Here is a 22,643-nt window from a genome sequence, read left to right on the forward strand (position 1 = left end):
GTCGCGCTTGGCAGGACGCCGAGCCCGGCATCGACCTCGGCGCGGGTGGCCGCCATCCTGACGCGGTGCCGGCTTGTCGTCGGATCGCCATCCGGCGGTCATGGGGCTGTCATCCCGGGACGGTATCAAATGGGCCACCACTCCCCGTGACCAAGGATCAGGAGACGGATCATGGCCTTCAATCGTCGTGCCCACCACGAGTCCACCGAGGACATCCCCGCCAACCCGATGGCCAACTCGCCCATCGGCGCGATCATCGAGCGGCGCTACTCCCGCCGCGGCTTCCTCAAGGGCGTCGGCTCCGCCGGCCTGGGGGCGGCCGCCATCGGGGCGATGAACCCCATCGCCTCCGCCGTGGCCGCCGAGGCGGGCAGCCTCGACCGCTTCGCCTTCGACGAGATCGCTCATGGCGTCGACACCACCCATCACGTGGCCCCGGGGCACGACGCCCGGGTGCTGATCCGCTGGGGGGATCCGCTGTTCGCCGATGCCCCGGCCTTCGATCCCCATGACCAGAGCGCCGATGCCCAGGAGCGCCAGTTCGGCTACAACAACGACTACGTGGGCTTCGTGCCGCTGGAGGGGCGGCTGGATCGCGGCCTGCTGGTGGTCAACCACGAGTACACCAACGAGGAGCTGATGTTCCCGGGGCTTCCCGCGCCTCAGGCCGGCGACGACTTCACGGGCATCACCGACGAGATGATGGAGATCGAGAAGGCCGCCCATGGCCTGTCGATCGTGGAAGTGGTCCGGGAGCAAGGCCGCTGGGGCTATGTGCGCGACAGCCGCTACAACCGGCGCATCACCCCGCGCAGCACCGAGATCGCGCTGTCCGGCCCGGTGGCCGGCCATGCCCGGGTGCGCACCGACGCCGACCCGGAGGGCCGGCGGGTGATCGGTACCCTGAACAATTGCGCCGGGGGCACCACGCCCTGGGGCACCATCCTCACCTGCGAGGAGAACTTTCACGGCTACTTCCTGGGAGACGCCGCCCATCACCCCGAGAAGGACCAGCTGGCCCGCTATGGCGTGCCCGGCCATGCCTACGACTGGGGGCGCACCGACCCCCGCTTCGACATCGCCCGCGAGCCCAACGAGCCCAATCGCTTCGGCTGGGTGGTGGAGATCGACCCGAAGGACCCGGCCTCGACCCCGGTCAAGCGCACCGCGCTGGGGCGCTTCAAGCACGAGGGGGCCGCCACCCTGATCGCCGAGGATGGCCGCCTGGTGGTCTACATGGGCGACGACCAGCGCTTCGACTACGTCTACAAGTTCGTCAGCCGCGACCTGGTCGATACCGCCGACCCGGCCGCCAACCGGGACCTGCTCGACCACGGCACCCTCTACGTGGCGCGATTCGAAGCCGACGGCACCGTCTCCTGGCTGCCGCTGGTCCAGGGCCAGGGCCCGCTGACCGCCGACAACGGCTTCGCCACCCAGGCCGACGTGCTCATCGATGCCCGGCTGGCCGCCGATGCCCTGGGCGCCACCCCCATGGACCGCCCCGAGGACATCGAGGCCAATCCGGTCACCGGCGGGGTCTACGTGATGCTCACCAACAACCACCAGCGTGAGGCGGACCGGATCGACGCCGCCAACCCGCGGGCCGAGAACCTCTTCGGTCACGTCCTGGAGATCGTCACCGAGGGCCGCCACACCGCCACCGAGAATCGCTGGGACATCCTGGTGCGCTGCGGTGACCCGGCCAAGGGAGAGGTCGGCGCCATGTGGAACCCGGCCACCAGCGAGAACGGCTGGTTCGCCGCCCCGGACAACTGCGCCGTGGACGCTCGGGGCCGGTTGTGGGTGACCACCGACCAGGGCAGCGGCTGGCCGAACACCGGCACCGCCGACGGTGTCTGGGCGCTGGAGACCGAGGGCGAACGTCGCGGCACCGGCAAGATGTTCTTCCGCGTGCCGGTGGGAGCGGAGATGTGCGGCCCCTGCTTCACCCCGGACGACACCGCCCTGTTCGTCGCCGTGCAGCATCCGGCCGCCGACGGCGCCGAGGCCTTCCCCGGCCATGCCGGCCGCTCCAGCTTCGAGAATCCGGCGACCCGCTGGCCGGACTTCGCCGAGGGGGTACCGCCGCGGCCCTCGGTGGTGGCCATTACGCGGCAGGGCGGCGGCACCATCGGCTGAGAACAGGCTGATTTTCTGCTGCGCTCGACGACCCGGCTATCTTCGCTCGCGACGTAAATCCGCTCTGTTCTCTTGCATTGCCATCGAGTGCTTTCGGGCGGCCTGCGGGCCGCCCGAGTTCGTTTCGGGGCCCGGGCGTCGCCCCTGCTATGATGGCGGCAACGAGACGAGGGAGAGACGACGTGACAGGGTGGGTCTACTGGCTGGACATGGCAGGGGTGATCGTCTTCGCGCTGTCGGGGGTGATCCTGGCCTGCCGATCGCGGATGGATCCCTTCGGCATGCTGGTGCTCGCCGCCGTCACCGGCATCGGCGGGGGCACCCTGCGCGACCTGGTGCTCGGCGTGCGGCCGGTGTTCTGGGTCAGCGATCCCGCCTATCTGTGGGTGATCCTGGCCACGGTGGGGCTGTCCGTGCTGGGTTTCCACTACATCCATCGGCTGTCCCGGGTCTTCCTCCCCGTGGCCGACGCCTTCGGCCTGGCGCTGTTCACCGTGATCGGCACCCACAAGGCCCTGACCCTGGCCGCCCCCGGCGTGGTGGCGGTGCTGATGGGGCTGCTGACCGGCGTGGCCGGGGGCATGATCCGGGACGTCCTGGCGCGGCGGGTCCCCATGGTGCTGCGACAGGAGATCTACGCCACCGCCTCCATCGCCGGCGGGGTGGCCTTCGTCGGCCTCGACGCCCTGGGGGCGCCCTTCGGGGCCACCGTGGCCGCGGCCCTGGCGACCACCCTGGGCCTGCGGCTGGCGGCCATCCACTGGCGGCTCGCCCTGCCGGTCTTCGCCTGGGTGGTGGTGGCGCGCCCCGAGCCCGCCAGGCCGCCGGAGGCCGACGAGCCAGGCGTGACGGCGCCTCCCCGGCGTCCCAAGGCCCGGGTCAAGCTGATTCCCCCCGATCGTTCACGGCGCAGGAGGAAGCCCCGATGAGGGTTCCCCACCCCCGTTGGCTGTGGTGCTGGCTGCTGGTCCTGCTGGCCGGCTGCGCCCTGGACGCCCGGCCGCCGGCGCGGTCCCACGAGGCCGTGGCGGCCGAGATCCGCGCCACCTATGAGCAGGCCCTGCCGACCCTCTCGCCGGGCAAGCAGCGCCACTATGCCCAGCGGCTCTACCGCATCACCGGCGAGGCACGCTACCTGCCCCTCAACCGGGAATACGGCGAGCGGCTGATCGACGAGTTGCGCGGCGAGATCGCCGGGCACGCCCAGCCGGGCTACGTGGCTCGGCGTGCCCGCGAGAAGCTGGCCGGCTACCCGGAGCGGACCGCCAAGCAGCGGCGTCGCAAGCGCATGCTCGGCGACTGGCGCGAGATCCTCTACGCCAAGGGGCTGGCCTTCGACCTGACCCAGGCCCACTACCATGGCCTGCTCAACGACGAGGCCCTGCCCGGCTATCGGCGTGCCCTGGACTACCTGGCGAGCGTCGACTTCCGTGCCTTCCTCACCGACCCGGAGGTGCTGGAGGTCTATGCCGCCCAGGTGGCCAACCTGGTCTATTACCTGCACGACCTGGGCGTGGCGGACCTGCGGGAGGCGACCATCGCCGCCTTCCGGGAACGCTTCCCGCCGTCCCGGGACGCGACGCTCGACAATGCCGTCTTCCGCAACAAGATCTACGGCATGACCCACTTCGTGATCGCCGCCAGCGACTACTACCAGCGGCCCGTATCGACCGAAGAGTTCGACTGGGTCCTCGACTACTTCGCCGCCAACCTCGAGCGCATCATCGACGAGACCAAGGAGGACATCTACACGGAGGTGGGCATCGGCTTCCTGCTGGCCGGCCTGGAGGAGGCGCCGGCCGTGACCCGCCTGCGTGATGCCCTGGTCGCGGCCTATGACCCGAGGGCCGGGATGATTCCCTCCGAGTCGGGCGGCACCGACCTCGACCGCGGCGAGCACCGCAACGTCCTGGCGATCATGCTGCTGGACTGGCCGCCTCGGCTGTATCCGGGACCGGTGCTGGCGCCGGATCAGCAGGTGCAGACGACGGTCTTCTTCGGCAAGGCAGCGGGCATCTGCGGCGTCAGCTCCGCCTGGATGTGCCGGTAGAGCGGCAGCAGTTCCCGGTTCATGTCCTTCTCGACCTGGCGTTGGTCGATGTAGAACGCACTGCGCTTGCCATGGAAGTCGATGCTCTCCCCGACTCGGGTGAAATAGAAGCCGGACATGCGCAGCAGCCGGGGCAGTCTCGGTTCCATCATGGCGAAGGCATGAGGTCGCCTGGCCAGGCCCAGCATGGAGTAGGTGGCCAGGAAGAGCCCCACCACGATGAGGGGGAAGGTCTGGCGCTCCGCCTCGGTGAAGGCATACCGGGTCTTGACGATATCCTCGATTTCCTCGTCGGTGGAGCGCCGACGGAACAGGGGAGAGATGGCAAGCCTCGAGATCTCGCAGACGTCTTCCTGGCGAAGGCGTGACGGATGGAGGGTGTCGTGATTCAGGCTATCGGCACAGTGCTGCAGCAACGGTAGCGGTGGGAGGCCGGCATCCGAGGGGCCCTCCGGTAGCACCAGCCTCATGCAGCCGGCGGCCAGTCCGCTCTGGCGGTGCTCGATCAGGCACTGGATGGAATGGGCGTCGTACTCATCCTGCTCCAGGTGCCGCGAGGGGTCGGCGGGTTCCTCGTAACCGAGCTCCTCGCAGTAGATATCGTAGCGCAGGCGGTAGATCCGGCGACGGGTCTCTTCGTCCTGGGCCAGTATGAAGGAAAACTGGTCACGAAAGCGCTCAAAAATGTACGTGGACGTTTTGTGCGCCTGATCCTCCGTCGTGCTTGATGCCATGTGCGAGATTCCCTGGCTGATCCGGTTGGTATTGCGCGAGCCTCATGGCTCCAGGTCAAAGATTTCTTCGATTGGCCGGGGTTTCCCGAGATGGAACCCCTGACCGTAGGCGATGCCATAGGAGCCCAGTAACCCCACTAACGTCTCCTGGTCGACGAATTCGGCGATGGCCTGCTTGCCGAATCCGGCGGCGATGTCGGCGATGGCCTTCACGATCACCCGGTTATCCGTGTTCATGTCCAGCCCGCGGATGAAGGAGCCATCGATCTTGATGTAATCCACGGGCAGCTGCCCCAGGTAGTGGAAGCTGCTGAAGCCCACGCCGAAGTCGTCGAGAGCCGTCCGGCAGCCGAGGTTCCTCATGGCCTGCAGCACGCCTCGTGCCGTGGCGAAGTCCGTGACCGCCGCGGTCTCGGTGATCTCGAGGATCAGGTGATGGGGGTCCGCACCGCTGCTGGCCAGCTCGTCGGCCAGGAACTGTTCCAGGCCCTTGTCGTGCAATGACTGGCCCGAGAGGTTCACCGCCAGGCTGATGCCCCGCTTCTGCAGCTTCCGCAGGGCCTTCAGGCTGTGATGCAGCACCCAGCGGTCCAGCTGGACGATCATCCCGTTGCGCTCGGCCACCGGGATGAAGTGCGCCGGGGAGACCAGGCTACCGTCCTCGTCCTTCATGCGCACCAGCACCTCATAGTGCTTCACGTCGCGATCCGCCAGGCGCACGATGGGTTGTGCCACGAGGGCGAAGCCGTCCTCCTGAAGGGCCTTGCGCAGGCGCTCGACCCAATAGACCCGCTCCTGCAGCTCGTCCTTGGCACTCTCCAGGGTGGAAAGCAGGTGCCAGCGCTGCGGACCGCCCTCCTTGGCCTTGTACATGGCGACGTCGGCACTCGCCATCAGGTCGGCGGGCGTGTCGCCATGGGTGGGGTACTGGGCGATGCCGATGCTGGCCACGGCTCGGTGGCGCCGGCCCCCGGCCGTGAAGTTCAGGCCTTCGAGCAGCTGGTTGCACTGCTGCGCGGTGCCGATCGCCTGATCGGCGTCGGCATGACGCAGCAGCAAGGCAAACTCATCGCCGCCGAGCCGAGCGATGATCCCCCGATGCCCCAGCTGGAACTGGAGGATCTGCGCGATCTCGCGGAGCAGGCGGTCGCCGGCGTGATGACCGCTGAGCTCGTTGACGTCCTTGAACTGGTCCAGGTCCAGCAGCAGCACGGCCCCTCGGCCGCCTTCGTCCAGCGCGTGCTGGATCGCCTCCTGGAAGTAGCGGCGGTTGTAGAGCTCGGTCAATGGATCGCGCTCGGCCAGCCAGGTCAGGCGTCCTTCGGCCGCCTTGCGGTCGGTGATGTCCAGGCCCACCGAGATGCGGGCCAGGCTGCGGTCCCCGCCGTTGGGGAGGGGCGCATGATACCAGACGATGGTGTGCACCCGACCTTCCGGGGTCAGCAGGCTGCGCTCCTCCTGCTCGGCTTCCCGGGCCGAGGCGACCGGCGAGTGGCCGGGCAGGGTGAAGATGTCGTCGAAGCGGCGGCCGATCAGCATGTCCTCGTCGACCTCCAGGACATTCAGTGCGTAGGCGTTGACCAGGCTGATTCGGCCCGCCCCATCCTGGGCGATGATGAACACCCGGGCGGTATCCAGCAGGCTGCCGACGAAGTCGCGCTCCTGGGCCAGCTCGTCGACTCGCTCGGCGAGCTGTTCGCCGCGCGCCTGGACCTCTTCCTCCAGCAACTCGAGCTGACGGGACAGTTCGAGGGTCGTGTCCTCCAGGATATCGATCTCGTCCGGCAGCCGGCTGGCCTTGTCGGGAATGGCTCGCCGGGCATCGTCGAAGCCGCCCCGGGCCAGGGCCGGCAGCACGCCGGCCACTCGGCGCAGCCGGGCCATGGGGCCGAGCAGGATGAACAGCAGCAGCAGCTCGGCGGCCAGCCAGCCGACCACGCCCCCCACCAGCAGGGTCCGGGTGTTGCGATCGATGGCGTGGATCTGGGAGGTGATATCGGAGATCAGCAGGAAGTAGCCGGTACTGCGGCGGTCGCGGTCCTCTTCCATGCGCGCCGCGGTCAGTTCCAGGATTCGCTGCTCATGGCGCAGCTTGAGCGGCCTGTCGGTCAGCTGGCTGAGGGTGACCTGCCCGGCGGCCTGACGCAGCAGCGCCGGTCCCCGATCCTGCTCGGTCAGGGCCAGCAGCCGGCCGTTCCAGGCGTCCAGGTACCGAGCGTCCGAGGCATCGCCGGGCTCGTGGGAACCGGTGACCAGCAGGGCGATCTCGCTGCCCGAGACCGATTTCGCCTGGCGAATGACGTCGGCCAGGGAGCGCGACAGGATCACCAGGCCGACGCTGCGGCCCTCCACCAGGACCGGCACCGCGGCATACTGGCGGCAGCTGCTCGCGCAGCGCAGGGTGGTCAGCGGCATCTCGGTCCGCATGACGCGGTCGACCCAGGCCTGGACCGGACGATGATTGTTGGCCTGGCTCTCGCCCCAGCTGGCCTGCAATCGGCCATGGGTATCGAAGACCAGGATCTCGTCGACGCCCGCATCGAGTTGCAGGGTCGGCCACTGCGGGTCGAGGGCCGTCTGGAGCGCCTCGGCATCGCCGGCCTGGAGAGAGGGTCCCAGCTGGGGCGAGGCGGCTGCCAGGCCGGCCAGCTGGCGCAGGTTCTCCTCGGAGCGCCTCAGGGCCAGATGGATTTCCCGTTGCTGACGGGCATGGTGCTGCATGCGGCCGTCCTGGAACTGCTGGCTGAGGTTGTTGTGCCCCACCCAGGTGAACAGTGAGACCAGCAGGATCAGCAACAGGCTGCTGAGCGCGATGACGCGCCAGGTCAGGCTGAATTGACGTCGGTTCCTGGAGAACGGCTTGGCAGACATCTCTCCGGTTCCTCAAGACGGTGTGGGCTGGGAGATCGGAGAGCGCTCAGAAACGCAGGGAGAGCTGGAACAGCAGCATGTTCCAGTATCGTTCCGTGTCGGCCGGATCGGGGTTGTCCTGGATCGGCAACCAGCCGGTCCCATCCACATGGTGGTACTCGCCGGACACCAGGACTCGGGGATGGGGCGTCCACTGCAGCCCCAGGGTGATGTCCTTGGCGAACTGGGTGTGGGCGGGAATCGCTCCCGATACGCTGGCTTCGAACTCCTTCCCGTCCGGGTCATCCCGGTTGCTCACCAGGCTGTCATAGCGGATCAGCCACTGCCAGTCGTCCAGGAAGCGACGCGTGTACTGGAGATACCAGCTCTCGCCGATGGTGTCGAAGTTCAGGCGCGGATCGTTGAAGTTCTCCAGTCCCGATTCGCGCAACGCATACTCGCCCGTCAGGCTCCAGAGCCCGGCGTTGTACTGCAGGGAAAGGATCCAGGGGCGAAAGTAGAAATCCCCGTCGGTGAGTCCCGGCTGCCGGGAGTCGAAATGGGCGCCGACCTCGGCGGTTCCCAGGGCGGCCACGATCCGGCCGCCGTCATGCTCGTAGCGGAGCTGGCCGATGGCCGAGGTTTCCGGCTCGAGATCCCCGGCGAATCGATCCAGCCTCAGGGTGCGGCGCAGGTCGTCCCCCGCCTGGACCTGTCCGACACCGGCCTGGAATCGCAGGGTGCCATTCGAGAGTCGCTCCTCGAAATAGGTCAGGACACCGTCGGCGGACAGGGCCAGCGATCGGGTGCGATCGAAGTAGATCGATTGCGGCAGCAGGACGCTGGGGCGGGTGAAGGCGACGTCCCGGGTCTGGTTGTAGAAGCCGAAGGGGTTCTTGAAGCGACCCAGCTGGACCCCGAAATTGCGCTGCTGGTTGGACTGGATCTGGTAGTCGATCAAGCCATAGTCGAGTTCCGGGCTGGCGTCGCTGGCATCGCCGCCGGCCCGTCGGCTGAGCACCTGGGCGGCGATCAGGACGTCCTCGTGGGGGCGCAGGGAGACGTTGGCGCCGATCTCGGTGAACTTGAGGCTGCCGCCGCCCTCGCTGCTGGGACCGAAGAAGTCATTGTCGTCGGTGACCACCAGGGCCTGGCTGAGGAAACCATGCAGCTGGAGGGTATCCAGGACGTCCCCGTCGCCACCGTAAGCCGGTGCCATGGCGGCCATCAGCCCGGCCCCCAGCATCAGGGCGCGGCGAGGCTCACTCGATCGAAACGACTTGGACACGGTCATCCAGATACTCCCTTTCTAGATATCCCAGCGCGCCTGGGGTGCTGGCGATCTGCTCCAGCATCTCGGACTGGTTGCGAACTCGGTTGGGGGCCTGCCCCGTCCCCGAAAAGACCACTCGGTCCCAGGCCAGCTGCAGCTGGTGGGGATAGACCGAGAGATGTTGCTTGACGAAGCGGGCATGCACGGGGTGGCTGTTGGGCAGAACGAAGACGCGGGCCGCCTGGCCGCCGGGCCAGGTGCGCTGGCGCATGGCGAACAGGGCTCGGGTGGTGTCCCGGGTCAGCTGACGGCTGTCCACGTCCGGGTTGGCGACCAGCAGCACGCTGGAGTCCTCGGCCATCGCCTGGGGGACGAGACCGAGGATCAGGCAGATCCAGATCGCCTTGACCAGTCGCCGGATCAGCAAGAGGGCCTCCCGTGGCCGGGAGCCGGGAGCCGTGCAGCCAGGTCGATCACCGTTGCCGGCAAGGCGCCGCGTTGCGGACACGATCCTTCCCTGGTGGGCATGACGGACATTCGCTCCATGTCGGCGTGTTGAGGAAAGGGGATGATGACGCTCTCTCCCTGCGGCCCTGGTCGGGTGTCGTTATTGTTCGATCGCCGGGCAACGTCGGCCCATGGCTCATAGGGGCACAGCTTACCCTCAATCGCTACATGACGGGAAGGCAATGAAAGGAATGACGGTGATGCCCGGCGGCCCACGCCGCCGGGCATGGCCTCAGCCGTAGACGCCGAAGCTGCCGGCATTGATCCACAGGTGGGCGACCACGCTGGCGGCATAGCCCAGGGCGATGACCGGTGCCCAGCGCAGGTGACCCATGAAGGTGTAGCTGCCTCGCGCCTGGCCCATCAGCGCGACCCCGGCCGCGGAACCGATCGACAGCAGGCTGCCGCCGACGCCGGCGGTGAGGGTGATCAGCAGCCAGTGGCCATGGGACATGTCCGGCTCCATGGTCAGCACGGCGAACATCACCGGGATGTTGTCGACCACCGCGGAGATGATGCCCAGGGCGATGTTGGCCCAGGTGGCGTTCCACTCGGTATAGAGCACATCGGAGAGCAGGCCCAGGTAGCCCATGAAGCCCAGGCCGCCCACGCACATCACCACGCCGTAGAAGAACAGCAGGGTGTCCCACTCGGCGCGGGCCACGCGGTTGAAGACGTCGAAGGGCACCACGCTGCCCAGCTGCTCCAGCATCTTCCAGTCGCCCCGCTGGGTGTAGAGGGTACGCTTGCGCTCCAGGGAACGGGGCAGGGTCTTGCGCAGGAAGTAGCCGAAGAACTGCAGGTAGCCCAGCCCGGTCATCATGCCCAGCACCGGGGGCAGGTGCAGGAGGGTATGGCAGGCCACGGCGGTGGCCACGGTGAGCAGGAAGAGGAAGATGATGCGCCGGGCGCCGCGCTTGAGGTAGACGTCCTCCTCCAGGCTCGCCGGGGTGCGGTTCTTGATGAAGACGCTCATCACCGCGGCCGGGATCAGGAAGTTCACGATCGACGGCACCAGCAGGGCGAAGAACTCCTGGAAGTGGACGATGCCGGCCTGCCAGACCATCAGGGTGGTGATGTCACCGAAGGGACTGAAGGCGCCGCCGGCGTTGGCGGCCACCACGATGTTGACGCAGGCCAGGTTGATGAAGCGCTTGTCGCCCTCGGCGACCTTGGTGACCACGGCACACATCAGCAGTGCCGTGGTCAGGTTGTCGGCCACCGGCGAGATGACGAAGGCCAGCACGCCGGTCATCCAGAACAGGGTGCGGTAGCTGAACCCCTTGCGCACCATCCAGGCCCGCAGGGCATCGAAGACACGGCGCTCGTCCATGGCGTTGATGTAGGTCATCGCCACCAGCAGGAAGAGCATCAGCTCGGTGAATTCCAGCAGGGTGATGCGGAAGGCATGTTCCGAGTCGGCCGGGATACCCGCCTTGACGTAGACCCAGCCGATCAGGCCCCAGATGATGCCGGCCGCCACCAGTACCGGCTTGGACTTGCGCATGTGGAGCTTCTCTTCGGCCATGACCAGGGCATAGGCCAGGATGAACACCACCACGGCCAGCCCACCGACGAAGGACCCGGTCAGGTCGAGTTCGCCGGTGGCGGCGACGGCGGGGGAGGCGAAGAACGGGAGGAAGACGGAAGCAAGGAGAAGGAGGGAAATGCCAGGCCATCGTGCAGGGTGCCTGGGCCTGTTGAGGGAGCGACAGGAGGTCAGCATGACGACGATCATCCAAGAAACAAGTGTGTGTAAGGGTTGGAAATCAGGAAAATGTTACCATGGCGCGCTGATACGAAACGCTTTCCTGCCTGCCTCTTTGGTAGGGGGTAGGCCCCATGCCCCGGGGGGTTGGTGCGATGCAGTATGTCGGGATCGGCCGCCCGCCGAGCGGGATTTTGTGGCATCATTTGCCCCTTCCGGCCTTGGCCGCCGATCGACCAGCAACGCCAACGACTTCAGGGCAGGCTCTCGACGCATGTTTCTCGATGACTACCACTCGCGCACGGGCGAGCAGCTCCGGATCTCCGCGGAGCAGGCGAGCCGTTTCGCCAAGCGTGTCGCCGGTGACTTCAACCCCATCCACAATCCGGATGCGCGGCGCTTCTGCGTGCCCGGTGACCTGCTCTTCGCCCTGGTCCTGGCCCGCTTCGGCCTGTCCCAGCACATGACCTTCCGCTTCCTCAGCATGGTCGGCGCCGACGTGCCGCTGACCTTCACCGAGGACGAGGACGGCCTGATCCGGGTGCGAGACGACAACGGCAAGTGCTACCTCGAGGCGCAGCGTGACGGCGAGGTCACCCGCGACGAGGCCGTGGTGGAGGCCTTCACCCGCTGCTACGTGGCCTTTTCGGGGAAGAACTTCCCGCATTACCTCAAGCCGCTGATGGAGGAGCGGGGGGTGATGTTCAATCCCAAGCGCCCCCTGGTGATCTACGACAGCATGGGCTTCTCGCTGGATCGCCTGGACGGCATCGAGCCCGGCCTGGAACTGGTCGACTCCTCCCTGGAGGTGACCGGCAAGCGCGGCGACGCCCTGCTGGAGTTCCGCATCCTGGCCGCGGGCGAGGAGGTCGGGACCGGCTCGAAGAAGCTGGTGGTCAGTGGCCTGTGCGACTACGACCCGGACGCCATGGAAGCCGTGGTGGAGGAGTTCTATCGCCTCAAGGCCGCCCACGAGGCCGAGGCCTGACGCGCCCTCCCGCTCCGCCGGCGCCGCGCCCGGCGGCAGCGGGTAGCCGGGGCCATCAGCCCCCCGAGGGCAGCGCGAGGACCATCCCGCCCAGGGCGCAGACCACCACGACCGCCCAGGCCGGGACGCGCCAGACCGCCAGCAGGGCAAAGCCCGCCAGGGCCAGGCCGAACTCCGCCGGCCCGAGGATCGCGCCGGTCCATACCGGTCGGTAGAGGGTGGCGGCCAGCAGCCCGACCACCGCCGCGTTGGTGCCCCGCATCAGGGCCCGGGCCCCGGGGCGCTCGCGCAGGGTCTGCCAGAAGGGAATGACGCCCACCAGCAGCAGCATGCCCGGCGCGAAGATCGCCACCAGGGCCAGCCACGCCGCGCCGAGGCCGCCCGCTTCCGTCGTCATGACCATGCCCAGGTAGGCGGAGAAGGTGAACAGCGGGCCGGGAATCGCCTGGGCCGCCCCGTAGCCGGCCAGGAAATCGTCCGCCGACACCCAGCCCGTGCGGACCACCTCCGCTTCGAGCAGCGGCAGCACCACATGGCCACCGCCGAACACCAGGGCGCCGGCCCGATAGAAGGCGTCGACCAGGGTCACCCCCGCCCCGGCGCCGGCCAGGACCAGCAGCGGCAGCCCCAGCAGCAGGCAGCCGAAAGCGATCAGGCAGATGAACCCCGTGCGCCGTGAGAGGCCGAAATCCGGCAGGCTAGGCGGGGCCTGGCCGTTGCCCCGGCACCAGGTCAGCCCGGCCAGTCCCCCCTGGCCGATGGCCAGGACCTGGCCGCCCGAGCCGCCCACGGCGAGGACGAGCAGGGCCGACGTCACCGCGATGGTGGCGCGGGCGCGATCCGGGCACAGGTGTCGCGCCATGCCCCAGACCGCATGCGCCACGATGACCACCGCCACCACCTTGAGCCCGTGAATCAGGCCCTGGCCCAGGGGCCCTTCGAGGTTGGCCGCCCCCAGGGCGAATCCCATCAGCAGCAGGGCGGAGGGCAGGGTGAAGGCCGTCCAGGCCGCCAGCCCGCCGAGCGGTCCGGCCCGCATCAGGCCGAGGGCGAAGCCCACCTGGCTGCTGGCCGGTCCCGGCAGGAACTGGCACAGCGCCACCAGGTCGGCATAGGCGTGCTCGTCGAGCCAGCGACGGCGCTCGACGAAGGTGTCGCGGTAGTAGCCCAGGTGGGCGATGGGGCCGCCGAAGGCGGTCAGGCCCAGCAACAGGAAGGCGCGGAACACCTCGCCGGCGCGATGGGGGTGGGGCATGTCGTCTCCCGGGATAGCGGATGTCGAGGCTGGGCAAGGCCGGCGCCATTGCCGCAAGATACCCACATGGTGCCGGTAAAGGATGACCCTGGGATGATACGAACGCTACTGGTGGATGCCGACGGTCGGGTCACTCGCGGCGACGAGGCGCTGATCGACCGCTGGCGGAACGAGACCGACAGTCGCATCTGGATCGACCTCCAGGGGGAGAGCATGGCGGTCGAACGGTCGCTGCTGGAGTCCTTCGGCTGTCACCCCCTGGCCATCGACGATGCCCATCGGGAACGCCACCCGCCCAAGATCGAGGAATTCGACGACCACACCCTGATCCTCTATCGCGGCATCTCCTCCTTCGATGCCGAGCTCAACTACCTGCCCCAGCAGGTGGTGTTCCTCCTCGGCGAACGCTACCTGATCAGCCTGCATCCCGGGCAGGCGCTGAGCATCGACCGGCTCATGGAGGGCGAGGCGGGCACCCTGCTCGGGCGCTCGCCGGCATACGTGGCGCTGCGGGTCATGTATGGCTCCGCGGGGTTCTACCTGGACAGCCTGCTGGCCTTCGAGAACGCGCTGAGCGACCTGGAGGATGCCCTGATCGAGGACGGCAGCGATGCGTTGATGCGCCAGCTCATCGGCTATCGCTCGCGGCTGGTCAAGATGCGTCGGGTGTTCAACTATCACCTCGGCATCACCCAGGAGCTCACCGCCTACGACTATGCGCACCTGCCCCGCGGCAACGAGGAGACCCTCCATGCCATCAACGACGTGCACGAGCGGTTCGAGCGACTCTACAGCCTGACCCAGATGTACTACGACATCTGCGGGGATCTCATCGACGGTTACCTCTCGATCGCCTCTCACCAGCTCAACCGCACCATGCGGGTGCTGACGGTGATCACCGCCATCTTCGTGCCGCTGACCTTCATCGCCGGCATCTATGGGATGAACTTCGCCCACATGCCGGAACTGGCCTACCGCCATGGCTATTTCCTCGTCCTGGGCGGGATGCTGGCCATCGGCCTGGCGCTGCTGTGGGTGTTCCGCCGCGTGAAGTGGCTCTAGGGCTGGAGCCTCGAGCGAGGGGATGGGACATAGTGACGCATCCCGTGGCCGGACTCGGCCGCCATGACGTCGAGGGGAAAGGCTAAGTGGCTGATTCCTATGGCGCAGGCAAGGGGGCGGGAGCCGGCGGCGTCGAACGGGCGTTGAGGCAGGCGGTTGGACGGGAAGGCCTTGGACCTTAGTCTCATCCCTCCTACTCCCCTTTCGGACCCGACCATGCACCCCCAGCGCGAGCAACTGCACAACGAGCTGCACGCCCGGCCCTCGATCTATTTCGCGGGGCCGGCGCACCTTCACCATTACGCCTTCCTCGATACCGACGGCGTCTGTGACGGCATCGTCCAGCGCTTGTGCGAACTGGCCGGCACTTCCCTGCAACCCGGCGCCGTCCAGGGCATCCTCACCCTGGAGGACGGCCAGGTGCTGAAGTGGGAGCGACACACCGAGTTCTTCACCCTGACGCTGATGGTGCCTCGGCAGGACGGCGAGCCCACCTGGCCGGCTCCGCCGCGGCGGCTGGCCGAGATCGCCGAGTCTCACCGGGAGGCGTTGATCAACGCCACCCTGATCCTGGTGGAGACCGAGGCGAGCTGGGTCGGCGACACCGGCCACTACGGGTTCCGTGATCCCGCCGGGTCCCGGATCGGCGGTGGCGATGCCACGGTATGGAGCGACTTTCGGCTCGACGCGAGGGGCATCAATCGACTGTTGATCGTCAACCGGGGGCTCAACGACTTCCGCCTGGGCCGCATGGCCCGTCGGCTGCTGGAGATCGAGACCTACCGGATGATGGCCTCCCTGGCGCTGCCCCAGGCCAAGGCGCTGAGCGGCGAGCTGGCCGGCTTCGAGGCGGAGCTCGGCGAGCTTTCCGACCGCAACGCCGAGGATCACCCGGAGGGGCCGCGTCCGCTGCTGGCGGCCATCGCCTCGCTGTCGGCGCGGCTCGAGCGAAGCGGGGCGCGTAGCCGGCACCGCTTCGGCGCCACGGAGGCCTACGCCAGGATCGTCTTCGCCCGGGTCGAGGAGCTGCGCGAGACCCGGGTAGGGGACTGCCAGCGTCTGGGCACCTTCCTGATGCGACGCTTCCTGCCCACGGTACGCTACTGTGCGGCGGTGGACCGGCGCCAGGAGAGGCTGGCCGAGAACGTGGCAAGGCTCAACGACCTGCTGCGCACCCGTGCCCAGGTGGAGATCGAGGAGCAGAACGCCGTCATGCTCAAGAGCCTCAACGAGCGTACCAGCAGCCAGCTGAAGATCCAGAAGGCCGTCGAGGGCCTGTCGATCATCGTCATCAGCTACTACATCTTCAGCCTGATCAAGCTGGCCCTGGGCAGCCTGGAGGCGCTGGGGATGCCACTCGACCCCCGACTGGCCACCGCGGTGTTCGGGCCGGTGGCGGTGCTGATCATCGCCGTGCTGGCCTGGCGGATCTGGCGGGTCAAGCAGCACTAGGAGGCCGGCGCCGGCTTAGATCCGGCCGGCGCCAGGGGAGGCTCAGCGCAGGTAGATCTGGCCTTGCTCGTAGAGCCGGCGGCAGTCGTTGGCGTCGTGATAGCGATCCTCGTCGAGCAGGATCGAATGCATGCCGGGGCCGGCGAAGCGTGGATCATCGCACTCGTTGTCGTTGGCCCACTGGCTGGTGTTGTCTCCCCACTCGATGCCGCTCGAGTTGTTCCCCGCGGCATTGCCACCGCCGCTCGTCTGCTGGAAGGGGCCGATCTCGCTGATATGCAGGCTGGCGTCGGGATAGTTCCCGGCCGTGTCGTAGGTGCCGACCCAGATGTTGTAGCGGCCCGAGGGCGGGTTGTTCCAGGTGATGGCCGGATTGGTGCCCGAGTAGTCATCGTTGCAGCGCCAGTTGCCCGAGGCGTCGTTGATCACCAGGGTGGTATCGGCCTGGGATTGCACGTAGATGCTCAGCGGAAACTGGCCGGCCTGGTACTGGAGGTTGAAGTCGGGCGCACCGGCGACATAGCCGCTGCAGTTGGCGCCGGCCTCGCTGGCGGAACGGGTGCCGCCGGCGGAGAGCGTCCGGGTGAAGGGGTCGGGACGGAAGTCGGTGTTGAGGTAGATGGTGTCGTAGGTGGGCGGCGCCTGCGTGTTCAGGGCCTGAGCACCGGCAGAAATCGCCAGCAATGGGAGGGCCACGAGCGCAGCCTTGCGAAAGTGAGACGTCATGGTCGTATTCCTTTGCGATGAGAAGCCGTGCGCGTGGCGCACGTCACTAATATGGCCAAGGGGCCTTTAAATGTCACGTCGCCTGCCCGCCTCGCAGGCGCTCCAGCCGGGCATAGAGGTACTCGGTGAAGAAGCCGTGCATGAGGAAGCGGCGGCTCAGGTTCCAGGGCCCGACCAGGTAATGCGGATACTTGTTGTAGGCCATCTCGGCAATCGACGGATCGTCGATCAACTGGCCCACGCGGATGGCGATGGACTGGTCGAGGTTGAAGCCGTTGATGGCGTCCCGATACTCCTCGCGGGTGAGCAGCAGGCAGAACAGGCACATGAACAGCACGTGGGCGCTCTCGAAGTCCAGCACCTGGGTGCGCCGCCGCGTCACCGCGATGTCGAGCGTGTCCAGGGGGCGCCAATGATCCCAGCGCAGGGCGGCCGTGGCGCGCGGGCCCGTCGCGGGGCGCCAGGGCCCCATCTCGGCGAAGGCCCTGAACAACTCCTGGTCATGATCCACGAAGCTCGCGCCCAGCATGTCCTCGACCCGCCGTGGGTAGAGGGTCAGGGGCGCGACCCCGTCGACGGCACCGTTGTCGATCAGGAAGTTGAGGATGTTCGACTCGGTAGCGTAGTGGCGCAGGATCAGCCGATTGGCCTCGGGGCTGACCACATGGGCGCAGAACCAGCAGATCAGCCGCTGCAGCAGGCCATGGGCCCGGAACTGGGGCAGCGGCAGGCGCTTGACGAACCAGGTGAGGTGCAACAGGGCGCCGAACAGCAGCTGCAGCAGCGGTCGCAGCGACCAGCGGGTAGGACGCTCCAGGTCGGCGAGCCACAGGCGCACGGCCTCGGGCTCGATGGGCAGGGAGTCGTCGGCCTCGAGGGCGCGCAGGAAGGGGCTACGCCGCGTCGTCATGGTCCACCTCCTCGAGCTGCAGGGCATACAGCCGCGCCACCACCCGGGCGGTACGCAGGATGGCCCGGCGATCGGCCTCGCCCCGGCAGGCCCGATCGACCAGGACGTAGAGCTTGTCGAGGTGGGCGTCGTCGTGCTCGCCGTGGTAGCGCATGAAGCGTGTCCAGGCGCCGTCGCCCCCGGTGGCCTCGTCGATGCGCCGCGCCCAGTCGCCGGCCATCTTCTGGCCGAGTCCCTCGATGATCCACATGGCGCCGATCAGGTCCACCGGGTTCGGCTGGCTGGCCCGGTACATCATGAAGGCATGCAGGGCCTCGCTGCCGGCGTTGCGTTGCCCGCCGACGATGGCGGCATGCTCCCCGCCGGCCGCCACATAGTCGGCCTCCAGCATCTCGTAGTCGCGATGCTCCTCCTTGGCGTGGCCGATCACCATGGAGCGCACCTCGGCGTAGTCGCGATCGAAGCTCGAGGCGCCGCGGGTGATCCAGCGCGCTCCCTCCACCACCTGCTGGCGCAGGTGACGCAACAGGCGGCGATGATCCTCCAGGGTGAAGCGGCCACGCTCGAGTCGCTGGATCACCGGGACCCGGCCCAGCCGGCGTTCGAAGTCGAACCAGATGCGCATCAGGCCCTGGAGGCATTCCCGGCCTTCCGGGGTGGTGATCCTGTCGCTCATGGGGCGTCTTCCTTGATCACGGTGAGGTGCATGTAGACGTTGTTGAAGCGTCCGCTCTCGGGGACGAAGCACAGCACGGTGTCGCCCTCGGCAGGGGCCTGGGTGCGGCGGAACTCGTCGAGCATGATGAACAGCGAGGCACAGCCGGTGTTTCCCCGGGTGTAGAGATTGGTGTACCACTTCTCCTCGGGGATGGCCGCCCCGGCCTGGGTGAGCATCTCGAAGATCCGGCCGCGGAAGTGATGCGACGAGTAATGGCAGAGCAGGTGATCGACCTCGTCGACCACCACGCGCCCCTCGTCGATCAGCCGCAACAGGCCGTCGACCCCCAGCTTGACCAGGCTGTCGAGCAGCCGCACGTCCTGGCGGATCAGCAGGGCGCCGGCGGCCTCCGCCTCGGCGTAGGTGGGGTAGTCCTGCCAGCTCTCGCGGTCCTCGCCGGCCTTCGGCCGGCCCACGCTCATGCAGACCGGGAAGGCGTCGGCATGGGAGATGCCCCGGATCCAGTCGATACGGAAGCACAGTCCCCGGGGCCGGGTCTCCAGCAGCAGGGCCCCGGCGCCGTCGGACAGCATCCAGCGAAGGAATTCGGCGTCGAAGTCGGCCAGCGCCCCCGCGGCCTCGTAGCGGCTGGCCTTGAACAGGCGTGACGCCAGCTCGCTGGCGATGACCAGGGCATTGTCGTGCTCGTCGGCCTTGAGGGCGGTGAAGGCCGCCTTGAGGGCCATCATGCTGCTCGAGCAGATGCCATGGCTGGTGTTGAGCTCCAGGTCCGGCAGGCCCAGCTCGGCCTGCACCATGCTGCCGAACCCCGGCAGCACCAGGTCCCCCTGGCTGGTGGCCACGCTGAGCAGGTCGAGCCGGGTGTCGGGCACGTAGCCCTGCTCCAGACAGTCCCGGCCGGCCAGTGCGGCCATCCCGGCGTTGCTGATGGTGGTGCGGTGGTCGGCGTCGATGGCGTAGTGGCGCGTGCGGATGCCGTTGGAGGCGAGGATGCGGCGCTTGAGCCGGCTGGGCTTGCCATGGACGCGCCCCAGCACCTCCTCGATGCGGTCATTGTCCACCGGCGCCCCCGGCAGGTGGTGGCCGGTGCTGGTGATGTAGACGCTCATTCGGCGGTCCTCCGTCGCTTGAGGGCGTGCCGCAGGCAGCGCAGGTTCTCTTCCGCATAGGGGAAGACCGCCACGAGCGCCATGAAGGCCAGGTAGCCCGGCAGGTAGCCCGCGCCGCCGTGGGGCGCCTCGAGGGGGACCAGCGACAGCCGGCCGGCCCAGTCGAGGGTCAGCAGGTCCACGACCACCGGCCAGTTGATCACCGCGATCATGGCCAGCATGTAGAACGGCAGGCTGGCCAGGTAGTTGTGGGCGTGCATCTCCCAGATGCCGATATGGCGGCGGGGAGCGGCATAGTGCACGTCCCAGTGGGCGACCAGCTCGTGCAGCACCCAGGCCGCCAGGCAGATCAGCAACACCAGCACGTTGACCTCGAAGAGCAGGCACAGAAGGATGGGCAGGCCGACCTGGAGGCCCATCAGCGAGTGGATCAGCGATTCCTTGAGCCCGGAGGTGGCCTCGATGCGGGTGGCCCGGTGGCAGCACCAGTCCACGAAGCCGGCCAGGCCCCAGAGGGGCAGGAAGACGTAGAGCAGACCCTGGATCAGCAGCGCGTCGGTGTTCATCGGCGGACCTCGCGACGGCGTCGAAGGGGAGAGATGGCGATTCGCATGGTGAGTCTCCGGTCCCTGGAGTTAAAAAACAGCGTTCGATAACAAGGCTAGTCGATCCGCGCCTGAATGCAAACACGTGTTTGAATCTGTCGGATCGTCGGCATGGCGTCCCTGCCTTGACCGCTAACCTACGATAGGCCGCGGCACCGGGCCCGCCTTTCGAGAAGCGAGAGTTAATATACGACATGCGGACGACATCAGCGCGGGCCCTGCGCCCGCTGGGGTCGGCGGAGTTCCCCCGCGTCGTCCGGCTGTCGATACCTGGTCGCCCCGTCGCGGCGGCTGGAAAGGGACGGCCCGTCCTGATCGCGGGAGTCGAGGCATTCGGCACGCCGGCTCGTCGACCACTATGCTGGGATCAGGCCCGGCTGGGCCCGGCCGTTCTTCCACGAACCAGGGGAGGTACCGCATGATGAACACGACGTTTTCCGCCGCCCGGCTCGCCCTGCTGGCGCTGCCGCTGGTCGCCGGGGCGGCGCTCGCCAGTGAAGGCCAGGACCTGACCTTCCAGGGGGATGCCAGCTTCCAGGGGCCCCATGGTGGCCAGGCGATCCAGGCGGCAGTGGTCGATACCGCCACCGGCGACACCATCGCCGTCAAGACCGGCGAGGTCGCGGCCGATGCCGACCCGGCCTTCTCCTTCGTGTTTACCGGAGCGCTGATGGAGGGCGGCAGCTACGCCGTGCACTACTGGATCGACTCCAACTTCGGCGGCGGCAGCCCCGGCCAGTGCGACGACATGCAGCACGATCACCAGTGGAGCGTGCCCATCGAGGCCGGCGCCGGTCCCGTGACTCACACGGAGGGCCACGATCCCTCGGCGCAAAGTGCCGTCTGCGAGACCTTCCGATAACCTCGTCGCCCCGGGATGGGCCCTGTCGGTCGGAAAGCGAATTCCCCCGTAACGCAAGGAGAGCAGGCCGATTCCGGACCTGCCCAGGGTAGCGGGTGGCGGGTGTCCAGCCCCCCGGAGCCGGGAGATGGGTCGATGCCGTCGCGCATGACAGCACTCGCCGCCGTGTCGATCGGATTGCTGTCGCTGTGGTCGATGCCGGACTGGGCTCGGGCCTGTGATCTGGTCCACGAGGCGGCGATGGAGGATCGCCTGGCGTCCCGGCTCTCATCGCTTCCGGCCGCGGCGGCCGCCGACTCGGCAGGGGACCTGGGCGGCATGGTCGAGCGGCTGTCGGCCTGGATCGCCGAACAGCTAGCCTATCCGGTGCCGCCGCCCCCGGAGCTGAGGCTCGAGGGCGAGGTGGCGCTCAAGTCCCGCTGTTTTCCCGCCTTTCCGCTGCATCTCGCCCCCCGGGTCCTGGGGGCCTACGACGCCGAGGAGGGGGTCATCTACCTCAATCAGCATCTGGACCTCACCCGGCGGGTCGATCGAAGCTACCTGCTCCACGAGCTCGTGCATCATTTCCAGCTTCACCAGCGGCCGGCGAACGATGACCGCTGCAAGGGGCGTCTAGATGTGATCTCTCGGTAGGTTGTTCATCCGGAACCTACCCGGACAATTGGAGGTGCGACCCAAACCAACCTCCAGGAGGCCCGGATGAACACCCATAAGAATGCCCGTCTCACAGTGCATGGTCGAGCCCTGCTGGTCCGCCGAGTCATCAGGGAAGGGCTTCGGCCAGCGGAGGTGGCCCAGGCGCAAGGCGTCAGTGTGCGGACGGTCTACAAGTGGGTACGCCGTTACAGGGACGAGGGCGAGGCCGGTCTCCTGGACCGTTCTTCTCGCCCATGCCGTTGTCCTCATGAGACCCCAGACGCGATCCGCGCGCAGGTCATCGCACGCCGCCGGCAGCGCCAGACCTACCGCCAGATTGCCGAACAGGTGGGCATCGGACACAGTACGGTCGCGCGACTCCTTGAGCGCGAGGGGCTGAATCGTCTCTCGGTCTTGGCGCCCGCTCCTCTCGAGAACCGCTACGAGCATGACGCCCCGGGAGAGCTCCTGCACCTGGACATCAAGAAGCTCGGCCGCTTCGAGCGCCCAGGGCATCGTGTCACCGGCAATCGCCAGCAGAACACACGAGGCGCTGGCTGGGAGTACGTCCATGTGGCCATCGACGACCACTCGCGAGTGGCCTTCAGCACCATCCTGCCGGATGAGACCAAGTGGAGCGCTTGCCGTGCGCTGCTGCAGGCCGTGCGGTACTACAGGCGTCTGGGGGTCCACTTTAGCCGGGTACTGACCGACAATGGCGGATGCTACAAGTCCAAGCCATTCCGCCGCCTGTGCCGCCGATTAGGGCTGAAACGCAAGCGCACTCGCCCCTTTACGCCCCGTACCAATGGCAAGGCAGAGCGGTTCATTCAAACCGCCCTGCGCGAATGGGCCTATGCCTGGTCTTATCAGAGCTCAGAGCAACGAGGCGAGCATCTGCCCGCCTGGCTCCACCAGTACAACTGGCATCGGCCACATGCCAGTCTGAATTATCAGCCTCCGATTAGTCGGCTGGGACTTTCCGTGAACAACCTGGTGGGTTTACACATCTAGAGGGAGAGGCCCTGCGACTGCAGTTGCGTTGGCTCGAGGAGCGGGGCATGGGCGACCCCCTCGAGGCCCTGGGCATCGACG

At 67.6% G+C, this 22,643-nt stretch carries 20 protein-coding genes; 9 read left to right on the plus strand and 11 right to left on the minus strand.

Translation table 11 applies throughout. From position 1 onward, the window contains the following. Window positions 1–171: 171 nt before the first annotated feature. The 3 genes from BEI_RS02495 (at window position 172) to BEI_RS02505 (ending at window position 4,192) form a co-directional block, all read left to right on the plus strand. Window positions 172–2,142 carry a PhoX family protein gene (locus BEI_RS02495; protein ID WP_097788024.1) on the plus strand — a complete coding sequence of 657 codons (1,971 nt, stop codon included), beginning with the start codon at window positions 172–174 and terminating at the stop codon, window positions 2,140–2,142. Window positions 2,143–2,324: 182 nt separating this feature from the next. Further along, window positions 2,325–3,071, plus strand: a complete 747-nt coding sequence (locus tag BEI_RS02500; RefSeq protein ID WP_097788025.1) for a trimeric intracellular cation channel family protein — start codon at window positions 2,325–2,327, stop codon at window positions 3,069–3,071. Beyond that, a complete protein-coding gene (locus tag BEI_RS02505; RefSeq protein WP_097788026.1) occupies window positions 3,068–4,192 on the plus strand; it encodes a DUF3541 domain-containing protein in 1,125 nt (374 codons plus the stop codon). Before BEI_RS02500 ends, BEI_RS02505 begins: the two co-directional genes overlap by 4 nt. On the opposite strand, the gene BEI_RS02510 is transcribed toward BEI_RS02505, so the two are convergent. The 5 genes from BEI_RS02510 to nhaD all read right to left on the minus strand — a co-directional run bounded on the left by BEI_RS02510 (window position 4,114) and on the right by nhaD (window position 11,282). Continuing rightward, window positions 4,114–4,926 (minus strand): PEP-CTERM/exosortase system-associated acyltransferase, encoded by an 813-nt coding sequence (locus BEI_RS02510; RefSeq protein WP_097788027.1) that lies wholly within the window; start codon window positions 4,924–4,926, stop codon window positions 4,114–4,116. The two genes, BEI_RS02505 and BEI_RS02510, sit on opposite strands and share 79 nt — an antisense overlap. Window positions 4,927–4,968: 42 nt before the next feature. Beyond that, the gene (locus BEI_RS02515; protein WP_097788028.1) at window positions 4,969–7,797 is read right to left on the minus strand and encodes a bifunctional diguanylate cyclase/phosphodiesterase; all 2,829 of its coding nucleotides are present in this window, start codon (window positions 7,795–7,797) and stop codon (window positions 4,969–4,971) included. A gap of 46 nt (window positions 7,798–7,843) precedes the next feature. After that, window positions 7,844–9,070, minus strand: a complete 1,227-nt coding sequence (locus BEI_RS02520) for a hypothetical protein (RefSeq protein ID WP_227644547.1) — start codon at window positions 9,068–9,070, stop codon at window positions 7,844–7,846. After that, window positions 9,039–9,476 (minus strand): hypothetical protein, encoded by a 438-nt coding sequence (locus BEI_RS02525; protein ID WP_338035690.1) that lies wholly within the window; start codon window positions 9,474–9,476, stop codon window positions 9,039–9,041. The genes BEI_RS02520 and BEI_RS02525 overlap by 32 nt, the downstream gene beginning before the upstream one ends. Window positions 9,477–9,788: 312 nt before the next feature. Next, the gene (gene nhaD, locus BEI_RS02530; RefSeq protein WP_097788029.1) at window positions 9,789–11,282 is read right to left on the minus strand and encodes a sodium:proton antiporter NhaD; all 1,494 of its coding nucleotides are present in this window, start codon (window positions 11,280–11,282) and stop codon (window positions 9,789–9,791) included. A gap of 256 nt (window positions 11,283–11,538) precedes the next feature. On the opposite strand from nhaD, the gene BEI_RS02535 reads away from it, so the two are divergent. Continuing rightward, window positions 11,539–12,252 (plus strand): DUF3581 domain-containing protein, encoded by a 714-nt coding sequence (locus BEI_RS02535; protein ID WP_097788030.1) that lies wholly within the window; start codon window positions 11,539–11,541, stop codon window positions 12,250–12,252. Window positions 12,253–12,307: 55 nt separating this feature from the next. On the opposite strand, the gene chrA is transcribed toward BEI_RS02535, so the two are convergent. Further along, window positions 12,308–13,507 (minus strand): chromate efflux transporter, encoded by a 1,200-nt coding sequence (chrA, locus tag BEI_RS02540; RefSeq protein WP_097788031.1) that lies wholly within the window; start codon window positions 13,505–13,507, stop codon window positions 12,308–12,310. Window positions 13,508–13,600: 93 nt separating this feature from the next. On the opposite strand from chrA, the gene BEI_RS02545 reads away from it, so the two are divergent. Both BEI_RS02545 and BEI_RS02550 read left to right on the plus strand, forming a co-directional pair. After that, window positions 13,601–14,569, plus strand: coding sequence for a magnesium transporter CorA family protein (locus tag BEI_RS02545; protein ID WP_097788032.1), 969 nt, complete (start codon window positions 13,601–13,603; stop codon window positions 14,567–14,569). A 216-nt stretch (window positions 14,570–14,785) separates the two neighbouring features. Further along, entirely contained in the window at window positions 14,786–16,021 is a 1,236-nt protein-coding gene (locus tag BEI_RS02550) for a DUF3422 domain-containing protein (RefSeq protein WP_097788033.1), read from the plus strand. A gap of 42 nt (window positions 16,022–16,063) precedes the next feature. Here the strand turns inward: BEI_RS02550 and BEI_RS02555 are convergent, their stop codons facing one another. The 5 genes from BEI_RS02555 to BEI_RS02575 form a co-directional block, all read right to left on the minus strand. After that, window positions 16,064–16,747: a hypothetical protein gene (locus BEI_RS02555; protein WP_097788034.1), complete on the minus strand. Its 684-nt coding sequence runs from the start codon at window positions 16,745–16,747 to the stop codon at window positions 16,064–16,066. Window positions 16,748–16,820: 73 nt separating this feature from the next. Further along, a complete protein-coding gene (locus BEI_RS02560) occupies window positions 16,821–17,657 on the minus strand; it encodes a DUF6999 family protein (protein WP_097788035.1) in 837 nt (278 codons plus the stop codon). Next, entirely contained in the window at window positions 17,641–18,333 is a 693-nt protein-coding gene (locus tag BEI_RS02565; protein WP_097788036.1) for a hypothetical protein, read from the minus strand. Before BEI_RS02565 ends, BEI_RS02560 begins: the two co-directional genes overlap by 17 nt. Next, complete coding sequence (locus BEI_RS02570) at window positions 18,330–19,445, minus strand: beta-ketoacyl-ACP synthase III (RefSeq protein ID WP_097788037.1); 1,116 nt, start codon at window positions 19,443–19,445, stop codon at window positions 18,330–18,332. Before BEI_RS02570 ends, BEI_RS02565 begins: the two co-directional genes overlap by 4 nt. Further along, window positions 19,442–20,011 (minus strand): diguanylate cyclase, encoded by a 570-nt coding sequence (locus BEI_RS02575; protein ID WP_097788038.1) that lies wholly within the window; start codon window positions 20,009–20,011, stop codon window positions 19,442–19,444. The genes BEI_RS02570 and BEI_RS02575 overlap by 4 nt, the downstream gene beginning before the upstream one ends. A 457-nt stretch (window positions 20,012–20,468) precedes the next feature. Here BEI_RS02575 and BEI_RS02580 point away from each other — a divergent pair, with 457 nt between their 5' ends. From BEI_RS02580 to BEI_RS02590, 3 genes are all read left to right on the plus strand, one after another. Next, window positions 20,469–20,912, plus strand: a complete 444-nt coding sequence (locus BEI_RS02580; protein WP_227644548.1) for a hypothetical protein — start codon at window positions 20,469–20,471, stop codon at window positions 20,910–20,912. A 147-nt stretch (window positions 20,913–21,059) separates the two neighbouring features. Then, window positions 21,060–21,545 (plus strand): hypothetical protein, encoded by a 486-nt coding sequence (locus BEI_RS02585; RefSeq protein WP_153045756.1) that lies wholly within the window; start codon window positions 21,060–21,062, stop codon window positions 21,543–21,545. 66 nt (window positions 21,546–21,611) lie between these two features. Then, window positions 21,612–22,562 (plus strand): IS481 family transposase, encoded by a 951-nt coding sequence (locus tag BEI_RS02590; RefSeq protein ID WP_097787867.1) that lies wholly within the window; start codon window positions 21,612–21,614, stop codon window positions 22,560–22,562. The last annotated feature ends 81 nt before the right edge of the window (window positions 22,563–22,643 follow it).

Origin of the sequence: Halomonas beimenensis, from assembly GCF_002549795.1 — a bacterium.
Taxonomy (GTDB): domain Bacteria; phylum Pseudomonadota; class Gammaproteobacteria; order Pseudomonadales; family Halomonadaceae; genus Halomonas; species Halomonas beimenensis.